At 53.9% G+C, this 14,816-nt stretch carries 12 protein-coding genes and 1 other annotated feature; of the genes, 5 read left to right on the top strand and 7 right to left on the bottom strand.

What is annotated here, in order from left to right:
* Positions 1-70: 70 nt before the first annotated feature.
* The 5 genes from recR to ACLJQD_RS12790 form a co-directional block, all read right to left on the bottom strand.
* Positions 71-676, bottom strand: coding sequence for a recombination mediator RecR (gene recR / locus ACLJQD_RS12810; protein ID WP_001195023.1), 606 nt, complete (start codon positions 674-676; stop codon positions 71-73).
* A complete protein-coding gene (locus tag ACLJQD_RS12805) occupies positions 676-1,005 on the bottom strand; it encodes a YbaB/EbfC family nucleoid-associated protein (RefSeq protein ID WP_000467098.1) in 330 nt (109 codons plus the stop codon). The genes recR and ACLJQD_RS12805 overlap by 1 nt, the downstream gene beginning before the upstream one ends.
* Before the next feature lie 45 nt (positions 1,006-1,050).
* The gene (gene dnaX / locus ACLJQD_RS12800) at positions 1,051-2,979 is read right to left on the bottom strand and encodes a DNA polymerase III subunit gamma/tau (protein ID WP_017441708.1); all 1,929 of its coding nucleotides are present in this window, start codon (positions 2,977-2,979) and stop codon (positions 1,051-1,053) included.
* Positions 1,654-1,718, bottom strand: a sequence feature (DnaX frameshifting element). Its footprint overlaps the gene before it by 65 nt.
* Positions 2,980-3,092: 113 nt before the next feature.
* Positions 3,093-3,644, bottom strand: coding sequence for an adenine phosphoribosyltransferase (gene apt / locus ACLJQD_RS12795; RefSeq protein ID WP_000127350.1), 552 nt, complete (start codon positions 3,642-3,644; stop codon positions 3,093-3,095).
* Positions 3,645-3,796: 152 nt separating this feature from the next.
* Positions 3,797-4,174: a DUF454 family protein gene (locus tag ACLJQD_RS12790; RefSeq protein ID WP_001189860.1), complete on the bottom strand. Its 378-nt coding sequence runs from the start codon at positions 4,172-4,174 to the stop codon at positions 3,797-3,799.
* Between the two features lie 68 nt (positions 4,175-4,242).
* Between ACLJQD_RS12790 and priC the strand changes: the two genes are divergently transcribed.
* From priC to ACLJQD_RS12775, 3 genes are all read left to right on the top strand, one after another.
* Positions 4,243-4,770: a primosomal replication protein N'' gene (gene priC / locus ACLJQD_RS12785; protein ID WP_001519637.1), complete on the top strand. Its 528-nt coding sequence runs from the start codon at positions 4,243-4,245 to the stop codon at positions 4,768-4,770.
* A 13-nt stretch (positions 4,771-4,783) separates the two neighbouring features.
* Complete coding sequence (gene rsmS / locus ACLJQD_RS12780; protein ID WP_000051161.1) at positions 4,784-4,951, top strand: pleiotropic regulatory protein RsmS; 168 nt, start codon at positions 4,784-4,786, stop codon at positions 4,949-4,951.
* Positions 4,952-5,020: 69 nt separating this feature from the next.
* Entirely contained in the window at positions 5,021-5,956 is a 936-nt protein-coding gene (locus tag ACLJQD_RS12775) for an Rpn family recombination-promoting nuclease/putative transposase (protein WP_017441707.1), read from the top strand.
* A 41-nt stretch (positions 5,957-5,997) separates the two neighbouring features.
* Here the strand turns inward: ACLJQD_RS12775 and mscK are convergent, their stop codons facing one another.
* Both mscK and acrR read right to left on the bottom strand, forming a co-directional pair.
* Positions 5,998-9,360, bottom strand: a complete 3,363-nt coding sequence (mscK, locus tag ACLJQD_RS12770) for a mechanosensitive channel MscK (RefSeq protein ID WP_017441706.1) — start codon at positions 9,358-9,360, stop codon at positions 5,998-6,000.
* Between the two features lie 118 nt (positions 9,361-9,478).
* Positions 9,479-10,132 carry a multidrug efflux transporter transcriptional repressor AcrR gene (gene acrR, locus ACLJQD_RS12765; RefSeq protein WP_000101755.1) on the bottom strand — a complete coding sequence of 218 codons (654 nt, stop codon included), beginning with the start codon at positions 10,130-10,132 and terminating at the stop codon, positions 9,479-9,481.
* A gap of 141 nt (positions 10,133-10,273) precedes the next feature.
* Between acrR and acrA the strand changes: the two genes are divergently transcribed.
* Positions 10,274-11,467, top strand: a complete 1,194-nt coding sequence (gene acrA, locus ACLJQD_RS12760; protein WP_001039199.1) for a multidrug efflux RND transporter periplasmic adaptor subunit AcrA — start codon at positions 10,274-10,276, stop codon at positions 11,465-11,467.
* 22 nt (positions 11,468-11,489) lie between these two features.
* Positions 11,490-14,639 (top strand): efflux RND transporter permease AcrB, encoded by a 3,150-nt coding sequence (gene acrB / locus ACLJQD_RS12755; protein ID WP_001132508.1) that lies wholly within the window; start codon positions 11,490-11,492, stop codon positions 14,637-14,639.
* The last annotated feature ends 177 nt before the right edge of the window (positions 14,640-14,816 follow it).

Here is a 14,816-nt window from a genome sequence, read left to right as displayed (position 1 = left end):
ACGTTGAGGGTGAGATGGGGACAATCGGGTGTGATTTCAAGCGGAGGCCGCGAATGCCGCCTCCGTTTGTTCAGAAAATAATCTTATGGCGTCCCGCCAGCGAGTGGGACAGCGTCGTACCGTCGACCATCTCCAGTTCGCCGCCAACCGGCACGCCGTGGGCGATACGACTGGCTTCGACGCCGGCCTCCGCGCACAGCTCGGCAATATAGTTCGCGGTAGCCTCCCCTTCAACCGTCGGGTTGGTCGCGAGGATCAGCTCACTGATTTTTTCTGACGCCAGCCGCTGTTCCAGACGATCGAGACCGATATCATCCGGCCCGATGCCGTCCAGCGGCGACAGGTGGCCCATCAGCACGAAATACCGCCCGGAAAATTGCCCGGTCTGCTCAATGGCGTAGATATCCGCAGGACTCTCCACCACGCAAATCTGGCCGTTTTCCTGACGCCGCGGGTTCGAGCAGATATTACAGACATCCTGCTCGGTAAAGGTGCGGCAGTCGGCGCAGTGGCCGATTTCCGACATCGCCCGGGTCAGCGCCTGCGCCAGGCGCATTCCGCCGCTGCGATCGCGCTGCAACAGGGTAAACGCCATCCGCTGCGCCGACTTAGGGCCGACGCCCGGAAGGCAGCGCAACGCTTCCATAAGCTGAGTTAACAGCGGACTGGTTTGCATCAGAATGGCATCTTAAAGCCTGGCGGCAGTTGCATACCGGAAGAGACGGAAGCCATCTTCTCTTTTTGCGTCTCTTCAATGCGGCGCGCCGCATCGTTGAAGGCCGCAGCGACCAGATCTTCCAGCATCTCTTTGTCATCTTCCAGCAGGCTTGGGTCAATTTCCACGCGGCGGCAGTTATGCGCGCCGTTGATGGTAACCTTCACCAGACCCGCGCCGGATTCGCCGGTCACTTCCAGCTGCGCAATCTCTTCCTGCATTTTCTGCATTTTTTCCTGCATCTGCTGGGCCTGCTTCATCAGATTGCCCAGACCGCCTTTTCCAAACATAAGCTCTCTCTCTTGATGGTTCACAATCGCAAGCCAGGCTTACGATCAAATGGGGCGGATACTCTCTTCATCCAGCTCGGCGTCGAAGAATCGACGCAGCGTCTGAATGTTATTATCCGCAATAATTGACTCACGCGCTTGCGCGAGTTTCTCTTCATAAATGGCCTGACGCCATTCCAGCGGCGTACGCACCGCGGGATTATCATCTTCAACGATGGTCAGTTCAACCGTCGTTCCCGTCAGATCGCTGAGCGCTTGCGCCAGCTTTTGCTGCGCGCCGCTGGAATTGAGGTGCCGCTGCGTCGAGCGCAGATGCAGACAAACCGCGTTGCCGTTCTGCTCCTTCCAGGCATTGAGCGCCACCTGCTCCACCAGCTTAGGCAAAGAAAGCTGGCTTACCTGCGCCGCCCACGGATCGCGCTCAATCGCTTCCGCCGCCAGTTTAGCCGCCAGCTCCGGCGTTTTTTCATGCTCCAGAGCTTTCTTAAGCGCTTTTGGCGTAGCCACCACTTCTTTGGTTTGTACTACCGGCGTGGTGGCCTTCCAGCGATAAGCCTCTTTCTTTACTGGCGCCGTTTCCAGCGCAGACGGCGCCGGGCGCGCCTGTACGCGCTCCGAAACCGAGGCCAGCCGCTCCAGCGCAGAGTTATTCACCGGCCGCACGCGGGATGCGGCTGCCGGTTCACTCTTTTTTGTTTTGGTTACTCCCTGCGCGCGCTGTAGCTGATTGCGCGCCGCCAGCACCTGACTGGTAGACGCCGGCAGCGGCGCTGGCGATGTCTGCGGCGCGGGCGCCGACGGCTGCTGCACCTGCGGCGGCGTCATTACCGCCGTTGGGGCCACGGGCGCAAAAGACTGCCGCGGCGTTTCAGGCTCCGGCAAGGGCATACGCGGGTGAAACGCCAGCGCACGCAGTAACGTCATTTCAACGCCCATCCGCCGGTCCGGCGCCCAGGGCAATTCTTTGCGACCAATCAACAACGTCTGATAATAGAGCTGAAGATCGCCGGGAGGCACCGTCCGGGCAAGTTCGCGCATCCGTTGCTCGATAGCCGCCATATCGCTGCCTAACGCGGCAGGCGAAAGTTGCACCATCGCAATACGGTGCAGCAGGTTAAGCATTTCGACCAGCAGCGCTTCCCATTCAATACCGCGCGCCGCCGCCTCGTTGATAAGCGACATGACGCGTTCGCCGTTAGCGTCAACCACCGCCTCGACTAATGACAAAGCCTGGTCGTCGTCCAGCGTACCGAGCATGGCGCTTACCGCCTGCGTCGAAACCTGCCCGTCGCCGCTGGCGATCGCCTGGTCAGTCAGACTTAATGCATCGCGCAGGCTGCCGTCAGCCGCACGCGATAACAACTGCAACGCGCGGGGTTCGTGAGCGATATGTTCCTCATTGAGAATATGCTCAAGCTGATGGCGAATCTGTTCAACATCCAGCGCTTTGAGATGAAACTGTAGGCAGCGCGACAAAATGGTCACCGGCAGCTTCTGCGGATCGGTGGTCGCCAGTAAAAATTTCACATGCGCTGGCGGCTCTTCAAGCGTTTTAAGTAGCGCATTAAAGCTGTGGCGCGACAGCATGTGGACTTCATCGATCAGATAGACTTTAAAGCGACCGCGCGCAGGCGCGTACTGGACGTTATCCAGCAGGTCGCGGGTGTCTTCGACTTTGGTACGCGATGCGGCGTCAATCTCAATGAGATCGACAAAACGCCCCTGCTCAATTTCCCGACAGTTATCGCAAACGCCGCACGGCGTCGCGGTAATACCGGTTTCGCAGTTCAGCCCCTTCGCCAGCAGTCGGGCGATAGAGGTTTTACCGACGCCGCGCGTGCCGGAAAAAAGATATGCGTGATGAATGCGCCCTAACGACAAGCCGTTCGCCAGTGCGGTCAGCACATGTTCCTGGCCGACGACGTCAGCAAAGGTTTGTGGGCGCCATTTTCTGGCTAAGACCTGATAACTCATTGGCAGGCTCTGAAACGCTGGAAGGTGGATTCATAGAAGGGTAATGCTAACACAACCTCGCCGATACAGCGAGGTTGTCTCTCTGGCTAAAATAGCAGTGCGGATAGCCTGAATCAATGCCCTGGAAACGGCACCAGGCTATAACAGGTAATCCCCTGCTTTTCCAGACGCTGCTCGCCGCCCAGATCGAACAAATTAATGATGAACGCCGCATCGGTGACTTTCCCGCCCAGACGACGGATCAGCTTCACGGTCGCCTCAATGGTGCCGCCAGTCGCCAGCAGATCGTCCACGACCAGCACGTTGTCGCCAGGTTTAATCGCGTCGACATGAATTTCCAGCTGATCGGTGCCGTACTCTAATTCATAGGTCTCGGCAATAGTTTCACGCGGTAATTTGCGCGGTTTACGTACCGGAACAAAACCAACGCCCAGCCCAAGCGCAACCGGCGCGCCAAACAGGAAGCCACGCGCTTCGGTGCCGACCACTTTGGTGATACCCGCATTTTTATAACGCTCAACCAACAGTTCAATACTGAGCGCGTAGGCTTTCGGGTCTTCCAGTAAGCTGGTGACATCACGGAAAAGAATGCCCGGTTTCGGGTAATCCTGAATGCTTTTGATGCTGTTTTTGAGAAACTCAAGCTGCTGTGCAGTCGCGGTCATGGATATATGCCTGCTAAGTACGGTGTTACTCACGGCGCAATACTTTTCGGTCAGGGGTAACGCTCGGTTACTCTTTGACCGCCTGCGCCTGTGCTCGAAAACGGTCGAATTTACTGGCTGTGAACGACAATTGCAACAGCGATTCGTGTGCTTCAGCGCTTTTGTTGCTTTTCATCAATCACCGGTATCCGCCACATAAAAATCAGCAGACAGGCCAAAATAACCAACAGCAGCACCCGCACCCACATCATATTCACCAGCCACAGCGAAATACCAAAGGTCAGCAATATCAACGCGATCGCTCGCGGTTTCGCTCCCGGCGGCATGGCCCGATAGCGCTGCCAGTGGCGCAGATAACCGCCAAACCATGAGCGGTATAACAACCAGGCATGGAAACGCGGCGACGAGCGGGCGAAACACCAGGCCGCCAGTAAAATGAACGGCGTAGTCGGCAACAGGGGCAAAACCACGCCCAGTGTCCCTAATACTACCGCCAGCCAGCCAATGATGATTAAAATAGTACGTTGCATAATGCGAATCGTTATCAAACAGAAGGCTACTGTAGCACAGCCTGTCTTATTTTCATCGGGGTGTTGAATTGAAAACCGCTATGCTGTTACAGACGCTGGAAGAGAGGCTGGCGACGCTACGCCAACGCTGCGCGCCGCTGGCGCAACATGCGACGTTAAGCGCGCGCTTTGACCGACACCTTTTCCGTACCCGCAGTACTCTGTTGCAGGGATATCTGGAAGAGGCTGACGCCAATCTCGCCGCGTTGCGTCAGGCGGTAAAACATGAGCAGCTGCCGCAAGTCGCCTGGCTGGCGGAACATCTGGCTTCGCAACTGGAGGCGATATCGCGTGAAACCGCCGCCTGGTCGCTGCGCCAGTGGGACACCGCCGCACCAGGGCTTGGCCGTTGGCAGCGCAGACGAATACAGCATCAGGAGTTTGAACGTCGACTACTGGCGATGACACAGGAGCGCAAAATTCGTCTGGCGCAGGCGACCGGCCTTGTCGAACAACAAACGCTGCAAAAGGAAGTCGAGATCTATGAAGGACGGCTGGCGCGTTGCCGACATGCGCTGGAGAAAATAGAAAACGTACTGGCGCGTTTAACCCGTTAATCCTGGAGAAAGTATGTCGCTTGAAAATGCCCCTGATGAAGTCAAACTGGCCGTGGATTTAATTGTGCTGCTTGAAGAGAATCGCTTACCGGCACGAACGGTGCTACGCGCGCTGGAAATAGTTATGCGAGATTATGAAAACAAGTTAAAAAGTACGGAAGACGACTCGCAAACAGAGTAATTGCCCTCTGGTTTGTCCTCGTTGTCGCTGACAGAGTGGTCGCTACAGTCAGGCAACAAGGGATGGGTCATGGAACGTCTACCCACCACGCCGCACGATGCGGTATTTCGACAAATGCTGATGCAAAAAGAGGTCGCCCGCGACTTTCTGGCTATCCACTTGCCAGAAGCCTTTCTTGCAATCTGCGATCTGGATTCACTGAAGCTGGAGTCAGGGAGTTTTGTTGAAGACAATTTACGCAGCCGCTATTCAGATATTCTCTACTCTCTGCATACCCAACACGGCCTCGGGTATGTTTACGCGCTCATTGAACATCAGAGCAAATCAGACCGGCTGATGGCTTTTCGCCTGATGCGGTACGCCATTGCCGCCATGCAGCGTCATCTGGATGCCGGTCATGATACCTTGCCGCTGGTGGTGCCAATCCTCTTTTATCACGGTCCGGAAAGCCCGTGGCCCTATAGCCTTAACTGGCATAATATGTTTGTGAAACCGGATATGGCGAAGGCCTTATACAGTCATGAATTTGCGCTGGTCGACCTGACGACAATGCCGGATAATCAGCTTTTGCAGCATCGGCGGATAGCGATGTTAGAGCTCCTGCAAAAACATATTCGTCAACGCGATTTAAGCGAACTGCTCGACCCCCTTATCACGCTTTTAACGCAGGATCATTTGACGGACACGCAGCTCAGTGTACTAATCAACTATATGTTGAAAGCAGGAAACGCCGCAGAACCCGGAGCGCTGATTCGTCAACTGGCGCAGGGCGCGCCGCAGTATAAGGAACAACTGATGACAATAGCGGAATGGCTGGAAGAAAAAGGCCGAACGGAAGGGTTGCAAAAGGGCCTGCAAAAAGGCCTTGAGCAAGGGTTAGCACAAGGCCGAGAGGCCGAAGCGCGCGCTATTGCCCGCAAAATGCTTGCCAACGGGCTGGAACCTGGGCTCATCGCCAGCGTCACCGGCATTACGCCGGAAGAGCTTTCTACGCTTTCGCATTAGCGGCGCCGCGCGCACTCATAAAGCGCGCAGCCCACCGCCTTTTAGCTTGCCGTAGGCGCCAGATCGCCGCCGTTGAGATCGCGCTTCACTTCAGTGACTTCGTCACCCTTCGCGTTATGCAGATGCACCTCAAGCTGGTTAAAGGCGATATTGATATCATTTTCACGGCATAGTCGATCGATCGCGCGGTTCAGTTCATCCACCGTATGGCTACGATCGCGCAATTCACGCACGTACAGACGCAGTTCATGATCCAGCGTGCTGGCGCCAAAGGTGGTGAAGAATACGGCAGGTTCCGGATCGTGCATCACCTTCGGATGCTCCATCGCCGCCTGTAGCAGGACTCTTTTCACTTTCTCCAGATCCGAGCCATAAGCCACGCCAAGCCGGATCACCAGACGTGTCGTGGTATCGGAGAGGGACCAGTTAATCAGCCGCTCCGTTACGAATGCTTTGTTCGGAATGATCACTTCTTTACGATCAAAATCGGTAATAGTGGTGGCGCGAATACGAATCTTACTGACCGTACCGGAATAGGTGCCGATCGTTACCGTATCGCCAATGCGTACCGGACGTTCGAAGAGGATGATTAAACCCGAAACAAAGTTACCGAAGATCTCCTGTAGCCCAAAACCGAGACCTACCGACAACGCCGCCGCCAGCCACTGGAGTTTATCCCACGAGACGCCGAGCGATCCGAATACTGTCATCGCGCCAACAGCGATAATGACGTAGTTAAGGATCGTGGTGATCGCATACGAAGCCCCCTGGCGCATATTCAGGCGTGAAAGCACCAGCACTTCCAACAGGCCGGGTAAGTTGCGGATGAGCGCCCAGGCCACCATCGCGGCAATAATGGCGAATAGCAAGCTGCCCATCGTCACGCTTTTCACCACCGCAGCGCCAGCTTCGGAGCCGTTGTAGTGCCACAGCGTGATGCTATCAAGGTAGCTGAATACGGTGATCAAATCGGACCAAATCGCCCAGAACATAACGCCGAACAGGGCAAGCATTAGCAGCATCGTGATACGTAATGTTTGCTGGTTAATCTGCTCCAACGCGATGGCGGGTTCTTCCTGTGGCTCCGCGCCTTCCGCTCCCTCTTTTACCAGATTCTGACGACGAGCCAGCGCGCGTCGCCAGGCAATCCGGCGCGCCGCTACGCTTAACCCGCGCAGCACCGTTTGATAAAGCAGGTTCCAGATAATGACCAGATAGACGGTTTCAATCCAGCGCCCCGCCAGGCGCAGGGTGGTATAGAAATAGCCGGTCGCCGTTAATACCATTAACGCCACCGGAATAATGGAAAGAATCGTCACGGTCACCAGTCGAATGCCGTGAGATTCTTTATCGCGCCAGCTTTCCCGGCACAGTGGCCACACCAGCAATGTTATGACCAGCAGATTGAAGAAAATAACCGCCTGCCCCAGCACGTCATCCATCAGATTCAGCGGCGACAACTCCGCCACCACAGACCAAAAGTGCAGCGGCAGCAATGCGAGGCTAATGCGTACAATCTGGCGACGCCAGTGGCTGGTCAACTGCGCTGGCATACCGAAATGGCGTATTGCCACGCCCTCTTTTTCCAGCACCTTCCAGCACAGCCCAAAGACCAGCCAGAACATCGCGAGCTTTTTACTAAAGGCCCAGAGCAGATCGCTGATATTTAGCTGCATGGTCAGCAGGATCAGTCCAAGCGCGAGGATAATCAGGCACACCGGCAGCGCGCGGATCAGATCGATCAGAATAGCTTTTGGCGTATTGAGCTGACTATCGTTACGCAGCGATCCCACGGCGGCGGCCAGCTTCTGTTGATACGCTTTTAACCATTTCAGACGCCAGCGGATTAAACCGGCGATGAGCAAGAGCGGCAACCCGGCCAAAAAAGCAATAAATACCGCGGGCCAGGCTTTTTGCCAGTTCACCGTGATTTTCATGGCGCTGAATTGCTCTTTTAACGTTTGGGGGAACGCTTTAAGCCAGTCCCAGTCCATAGGGCGGTTACTGTTCACCCAAAAAATCTGCTGCGTCAGAATGGCTTTCAGATTTTTCGATACGCTCATCAACTGCTGCTGGTTAACTTGCAGGTTAATCGCCATCATCAGCTGGTTACCCAACTGTTTATTTAGCTGATCCAATAGCTCACGGCGCATCTCCACCACCTGAAGCAACGCATCATGAACTTCATCATTCACCTCGCTGGTATGCCCCTCCTCCAGCTTGTCGACAAAGGCATCGCTTTGGAATAAGGCATCACGCTGCTGGTTGATTTCAAACTGCTCCAGACGCAAATCCGCAATGCGGTTGGTCATATCTTCGAGTTCGTCGGCGGAGGGCAGAGTTTGCTGCTGTTGATAAAGAATACGCGACAGCAACAGGCTGCCTTTTAAGACGGCAATCTGTTCTTTGATATTTCTTTCCGACTGCAGCGCGCGATCGAGCCAGTTTTTTACTTTAATGTTTTGCTGCATCAACATATTGCCGTTTTCGGTCGCGACAATCAGACGCTGGCTGAGTTGATGGTTAATATCCAGTTCCTGTTTTACCAGTGGGTTTGCCTGGATACGCGCCGTTTCGTCCGGCGAAATGGCCTCTTGGGCCGTTTTTTCCGTTAGCGTAAGTCGTTTACTGTTGACCGCCTCCTGTAAAAGTTGAAGCTGATGTTCAAGGCGATTACTGTTGGCCGTCACGTAATCCCGCTGTTTTTGCAGGGTGTCCTGCAAAACGGTATTCCCTTCAAGACTCTTACGTTGCTGGTCGATCTGCGCATTAAGCAGCGCCTGTTGTGCCTGTAATAACACCTGTTGGCTGGGGCGAAGCGCGGCTTCGCCGACGTTATTGCCGTCCAGACGGTTACGGATTTGCTGTATTTGCTGTGAGGCGGTATACATGGCGTTTTGCACGCGCTCAGGCTGGGTCTGTAGCGAAACAAGCTGGCTGTTATAAGCGGCAAGATCGTTTTGCGAATTTTGCAAATCATCCAGTACCTGCGCCACGCGCAGCTCAAGCTGACGTAGCGAAAGCGCACTCAGCGTTTTTCGCATTTCATCATCATTATCGACGTCGCTCAGCGCATTCAACGCAGCCGTCGCCTGACGCATTTTTTCAGGCGCCTGCGCCACCTTCTGCCGTAGCTGTACGGTCTCCTCTTTTACCCGCTCGATTTTCTCCAGCGTAGCTAACGTATCAATAAGGTCCTGCTGGACGAGCTTATCCTGGGCGGAGAGATCTTTTTGCTTATTCAGCGTATCCAGCTGGTTTTGCACATCCGCTTTTGACGGCAGGTCGCCATTCGTTTGCCCCCGGGCAAAAGCCAGAGACTGACAGGACAGCAGGATAATAAGGACGCTAATTGTAATAAAAACAAAATGCTGTGAACGTTTATAAAGCTGCAACATAGTCATGAGAATGAAGTGTCTGAACCGGCAAGCAGACCGGAAATAATTGAGTCGCAAGAATATCACGCCTGTAACAAACAGAATAGCGACACAGAAAATGTCCAGGAGTTTTCCTGGAATATTATCAGGGGGAGCCGTTGACCGTCGACGCGCGCAGCGTCGGACACAATTGATACATCTCCAGCAGGATCGTGACGTAGGCGCGAGCTTCTTTTTTTAAATCAAACGATTGCGGAGCAAATAACCAGTTTTCCATGAGCCCTGAAATAAAGCTGCGCATCAGTATCGCCGCACGACGAGTCAGCAGATTTTCAGGCAGCATTTTAGCATTAATACAATGTTTTAACGTTTGTTCAATCCGATCGTAACTTTCCAGACAAAGGCTACGTTGCGCCTGTTGAACCACAACCATTTCTCCGACAAACTCACATTTATGGAATATAATCTCCATCAATAAGCGGCGTCGTTCTTCTGTTACAGTAGCTTCAAGAATATGAACTAAAATTTCTCTTAATACAGATAGTGGATCGTCGGGGAATTTTGCCTGATACTCAATCTCAAGCTCACCAATATTGGATTCTGATAGCTCCCAGATCTCACTGAATAAATCCGACTTATTTTTGAAATGCCAATAGATTGCGCCGCGCGTCACGCCAGCAGCGTTCGCAATCTCCGCCAGCGAGGTTGCTGATACGCCTTGCTGCGAGAACAAACGCAGGGCCACATCCAGGATGTGTTGTCGTGTCTCCAGCGCTTGTTGTTTGGTTTTTCGTGCCATATGTCGGTGAATTTACAGGCGTTAGATTTACATACATTTATGGATGTATGTACCATAGCACGACGATAATATAAACGCAGCAATGGGTTTAAGGACCTTTGACCATTGACCAATTTGAAATCGGACACTCGAGGTTTACATATGAACAAAAACAGAGGGTTAACGCCTCTGGCGGTCGTTCTGATGCTCTCAGGCAGCTTAGCGCTAACAGGATGTGACGACAAACAGGACCAGCAAGGCGGCCAGCAGATGCCAGAAGTTGGGGTTGTCACACTAAAAACGGAACCACTGCAAATCACAACTGAACTTCCGGGTCGTACCGTTGCTTACCGTATCGCCGAAGTTCGCCCGCAGGTAAGCGGCATTATCCTGAAGCGTAATTTCGTTGAGGGAAGTGATATTGAAGCGGGAGTCTCTCTCTATCAGATTGATCCTGCGACCTACCAGGCGACTTACGACAGCGCTAAGGGCGATCTGGCAAAAGCGCAGGCCGCCGCGAATATCGCTGAACTGACGGTGAAGCGTTATCAAAAGCTGCTGGGTACGCAGTACATCAGTAAGCAGGAATACGATCAGGCGCTGGCTGACGCGCAACAAGCGACTGCCGCCGTTGTCGCAGCAAAAGCCGCCGTTGAAACCGCACGTATCAACCTGGCGTATACCAAAGTCACCTCGCCGATTAGCGGTCGTATTGGTAAGTCGTCCGTAACGGAAGGCGCGCTGGTACAGAACGGTCAGGCGTCGGCGCTGGCGACAGTGCAGCAGTTGGACCCTATTTATGTCGATGTGACCCAGTCCAGCAATGACTTCCTGCGCCTGAAGCAGGAGCTGGCAAATGGTTCGCTGAAGCAGGAAAACGGCAAAGCGAAGGTCGATCTGGTGACCAGCGACGGTATCAAATTCCCGCAGTCCGGTACGCTTGAGTTCTCCGACGTGACCGTTGACCAAAGCACCGGGTCTATTACTTTGCGCGCCATCTTCCCTAACCCGGATCACACCTTATTGCCAGGAATGTTCGTTCGCGCACGTCTGCAGGAAGGGACAAAACCGACGGCATTACTGGTTCCACAACAGGGCGTTACCCGTACTCCACGCGGCGATGCCACGGTGCTGGTGGTTGGCGCTGATAACAAAGTGGAAACCCGCCAAATCGTCGCAAGCCAGGCGATCGGCGATAAGTGGCTGGTGACTGACGGGTTGAAAGCGGGCGACCGCGTAGTCGTCAGCGGGCTGCAAAAAGTACGTCCTGGCGCACAGGTTAAAGTGCAGGAAATTACCGCGGATAACAAACAGCAAGCCGCAAGCGGTGATCAACCTGCTCAGCCCAGGTCTTAACTTAAACAGGAGCCGTTAAGACATGCCTAATTTCTTTATCGATCGCCCTATATTTGCGTGGGTGATCGCCATCATCATCATGTTGGCAGGGGGGCTCGCGATCCTCAAATTGCCGGTAGCGCAATATCCGACGATTGCGCCACCAGCAGTGACGATCTCCGCAACCTACCCTGGCGCTGATGCGAAAACGGTACAGGATACCGTCACGCAGGTTATCGAACAGAATATGAACGGTATCGATAACCTGATGTATATGTCCTCCAACAGTGACTCCACGGGGACCGTGCAGATCACTCTGACCTTTGAATCCGGCACCGATGCGGATATCGCGCAGGTTCAGGTTCAGAACAAGTTGCAACTGGCAATGCCGTTACTTCCCCAAGAAGTACAGCAACAGGGCGTGAGCGTTGAGAAGTCCTCAAGTAGCTTCCTGATGGTAGTGGGCGTCATTAACACCGACGGCACCATGACCCAGGAGGATATTTCGGATTACGTTGCCGCCAATATGAAAGATCCGATCAGCCGTACCTCTGGGGTGGGCGACGTCCAGCTGTTTGGTTCGCAGTATGCGATGCGTATCTGGATGAATCCGACAGAGCTGACCAAATACCAACTGACGCCGGTCGACGTGATTAACGCGATCAAAGCGCAGAACGCCCAGGTCGCGGCAGGTCAGCTCGGTGGTACGCCGCCGGTAAAAGGCCAGCAGCTTAACGCATCGATTATTGCCCAAACGCGTCTGACCTCAACGGATGAGTTTGGCAAAATCCTGCTGAAGGTGAATCAGGATGGCTCTCAGGTTCGTCTGCGGGATGTAGCGAAAATTGAGCTTGGCGGCGAAAACTACGACGTCATCGCGAAATTTAACGGTCAGCCAGCGTCAGGTCTTGGCATCAAACTGGCTACCGGCGCCAACGCGCTGGATACCGCTACCGCTATTCGCGCCGAACTGAAAAAAATGGAACCGTTCTTCCCGCCAGGGATGAAAATCGTCTACCCGTATGACACCACGCCGTTCGTGAAGATCTCTATTCATGAAGTGGTAAAAACGCTGGTCGAAGCGATTATCCTCGTGTTCCTGGTGATGTACCTGTTCCTGCAGAACTTCCGCGCAACGTTGATTCCGACTATTGCGGTTCCGGTGGTGTTGTTGGGAACCTTTGCCGTACTTGCGGCATTCGGTTTCTCGATAAACACGCTGACGATGTTCGGGATGGTGCTCGCCATCGGCTTGCTGGTGGATGACGCCATCGTGGTGGTCGAGAACGTCGAACGTGTTATGACGGAAGAAGGCCTTCCGCCGAAGGAAGCGACGCGCAAATCCATGGGCCAGATTCAGGGCGCATTGGTGGGTATCGCGATGGTACTGTCGGCGGTATTTATTCCGATGGCCTTCTTTGGCGGCTCAACCGGGGCAATTTATCGTCAGTTCTCTATCACCATCGTATCGGCGATGGCGCTGTCGGTGCTGGTCGCGCTGATCCTGACGCCCGCGCTGTGCGCGACGATGCTCAAACCCGTCGCCAAAGGCGATCATGGCGAAGGGAAAAAAGGCTTTTTCGGCTGGTTTAACCGCCTGTTTGATAAGAGCACGCATCACTACACCGATAGCGTAGGCAATATTCTGCGCAGCACCGGGCGTTACCTGCTGCTCTATCTCATTATTGTCGTCGGTATGGCTTATCTGTTCGTTCGTCTGCCAAGCTCTTTCTTGCCGGATGAAGACCAGGGCGTATTCCTGACAATGGTCCAGCTCCCCGCCGGCGCGACGCAAGAGCGCACGCAAAAAGTGCTGGATGAGGTCACGGATTACTATCTGAACAAAGAGAAAGCCAACGTTGAATCGGTATTCGCCGTCAACGGCTTCGGTTTTGCAGGGCGCGGTCAGAATACCGGTATTGCATTCGTGTCGTTGAAAGACTGGGCCGATCGTCCAGGCGAAAAAAACAAGGTTGAAGCGATTACCCAGCGGGCAACCGCAGCGTTTTCACAAATTAAAGATGCGATGGTCTTCGCCTTTAACCTACCGGCGATTGTTGAACTGGGCACCGCAACCGGGTTTGACTTCGAGTTGATTGACCAGGCGGGACTTGGTCATGAAAAACTCACCCAGGCACGTAATCAGTTGTTCGGCGAGGTGGCGAAATATCCTGATCTGCTGGTCGGCGTTCGACCTAACGGCCTGGAAGATACGCCGCAGTTTAAAATCGACATCGACCAGGAAAAAGCTCAGGCGCTGGGCGTGTCTATTAGCGACATTAATACCACGCTGGGCGCAGCATGGGGCGGTAGCTATGTAAACGACTTTATCGATCGCGGTCGAGTGAAGAAAGTTTACGTGATGTCCGAAGCGAAATACCGCATGTTGCCGGATGATATTAACGACTGGTACGTTCGTGGTAGCGATGGTCAGATGGTGCCGTTCTCCGCATTCTCCTCTTCCCGCTGGGAATATGGTTCGCCGCGTCTGGAACGCTATAACGGTCTGCCTTCGATGGAAATTCTGGGTCAGGCGGCGCCAGGCAAGAGTACTGGTGAAGCGATGGCGATGATGGAAGAACTGGCCAGCAAGCTGCCGTCAGGCATTGGGTATGACTGGACCGGGATGTCCTACCAGGAGCGGTTGTCCGGCAACCAGGCCCCTGCCCTGTATGCTATCTCGCTGATCGTCGTCTTCCTGTGTCTGGCGGCATTGTATGAGAGCTGGTCTATCCCGTTCTCCGTAATGCTGGTTGTTCCGCTTGGGGTTATCGGCGCGCTGCTGGCCGCGACCTTCCGCGGACTGACTAACGACGTTTACTTCCAGGTGGGCCTGCTCACAACCATTGGGTTGTCGGCGAAGAACGCGATACTAATCGTCGAATTCGCCAAAGACTTAATGGATAAAGAAGGGAAAGGTCTGGTAGAAGCGACGCTGGAGGCCGTTCGGATGCGTTTGCGCCCGATTCTGATGACCTCGTTAGCGTTCATGCTGGGGGTTATGCCGCTGGTTATCAGTTCCGGCGCGGGTTCCGGCGCGCAGAATGCGGTAGGTACTGGCGTACTGGGCGGGATGGTAACGGCAACCGTACTGGCTATTTTCTTCGTACCGGTCTTCTTTGTGGTGGTACGCCGCCGCTTTAGCCGTAAAAGCGAAGATATTGAGCATAGTCATTCGACAGAACATCGCTGATTTGCTCACTGTTGATAAGGCCGCGCAAGCGGCCTTTTTTACGCAAAAATCATAAAATACGCTTATTGTTAGATTGATTATTTTTTGCCATATTAATAAAAGGTATAATCCTTACTGCGTTAAAGGCTTTTCTTAGGAAAGTTGGCCATTTCTTAATTCAGCCATTAATTAAGAAAT

This window comes from Salmonella sp. SAL04214 (assembly GCF_046550615.1).
GTDB lineage: Bacteria > Pseudomonadota > Gammaproteobacteria > Enterobacterales > Enterobacteriaceae > Salmonella > Salmonella enterica.
The sequence above is the reverse complement of the archived record's forward strand: the minus strand, read 5'-3'. Positions and strand labels throughout refer to the sequence as shown.

Excerpts from the sequence above, each read along its gene's own strand:
- recR (WP_001195023.1), bottom strand. The coding sequence starts at position 676 with ATGCAAACCAGTCCGCTGTTAACTCAGCTTATGGAAGCGTTGCGCTGC.
- ACLJQD_RS12805 (WP_000467098.1), bottom strand. The coding sequence starts at position 1,005 with ATGTTTGGAAAAGGCGGTCTGGGCAATCTGATGAAGCAGGCCCAGCAG.
- dnaX (WP_017441708.1), bottom strand. The coding sequence starts at position 2,979 with ATGAGTTATCAGGTCTTAGCCAGAAAATGGCGCCCACAAACCTTTGCT.
- apt (WP_000127350.1), bottom strand. The coding sequence starts at position 3,644 with ATGACCGCGACTGCACAGCAGCTTGAGTTTCTCAAAAACAGCATCAAA.
- ACLJQD_RS12790 (WP_001189860.1), bottom strand. The coding sequence starts at position 4,174 with ATGCAACGTACTATTTTAATCATCATTGGCTGGCTGGCGGTAGTATTA.
- rsmS (WP_000051161.1), top strand. The coding sequence starts at position 4,784 with ATGTCGCTTGAAAATGCCCCTGATGAAGTCAAACTGGCCGTGGATTTA.
- ACLJQD_RS12775 (WP_017441707.1), top strand. The coding sequence starts at position 5,021 with ATGGAACGTCTACCCACCACGCCGCACGATGCGGTATTTCGACAAATG.
- mscK (WP_017441706.1), bottom strand. The coding sequence starts at position 9,360 with ATGACTATGTTGCAGCTTTATAAACGTTCACAGCATTTTGTTTTTATT.
- acrR (WP_000101755.1), bottom strand. The coding sequence starts at position 10,132 with ATGGCACGAAAAACCAAACAACAAGCGCTGGAGACACGACAACACATC.
- acrA (WP_001039199.1), top strand. The coding sequence starts at position 10,274 with ATGAACAAAAACAGAGGGTTAACGCCTCTGGCGGTCGTTCTGATGCTC.
- acrB (WP_001132508.1), top strand. The coding sequence starts at position 11,490 with ATGCCTAATTTCTTTATCGATCGCCCTATATTTGCGTGGGTGATCGCC.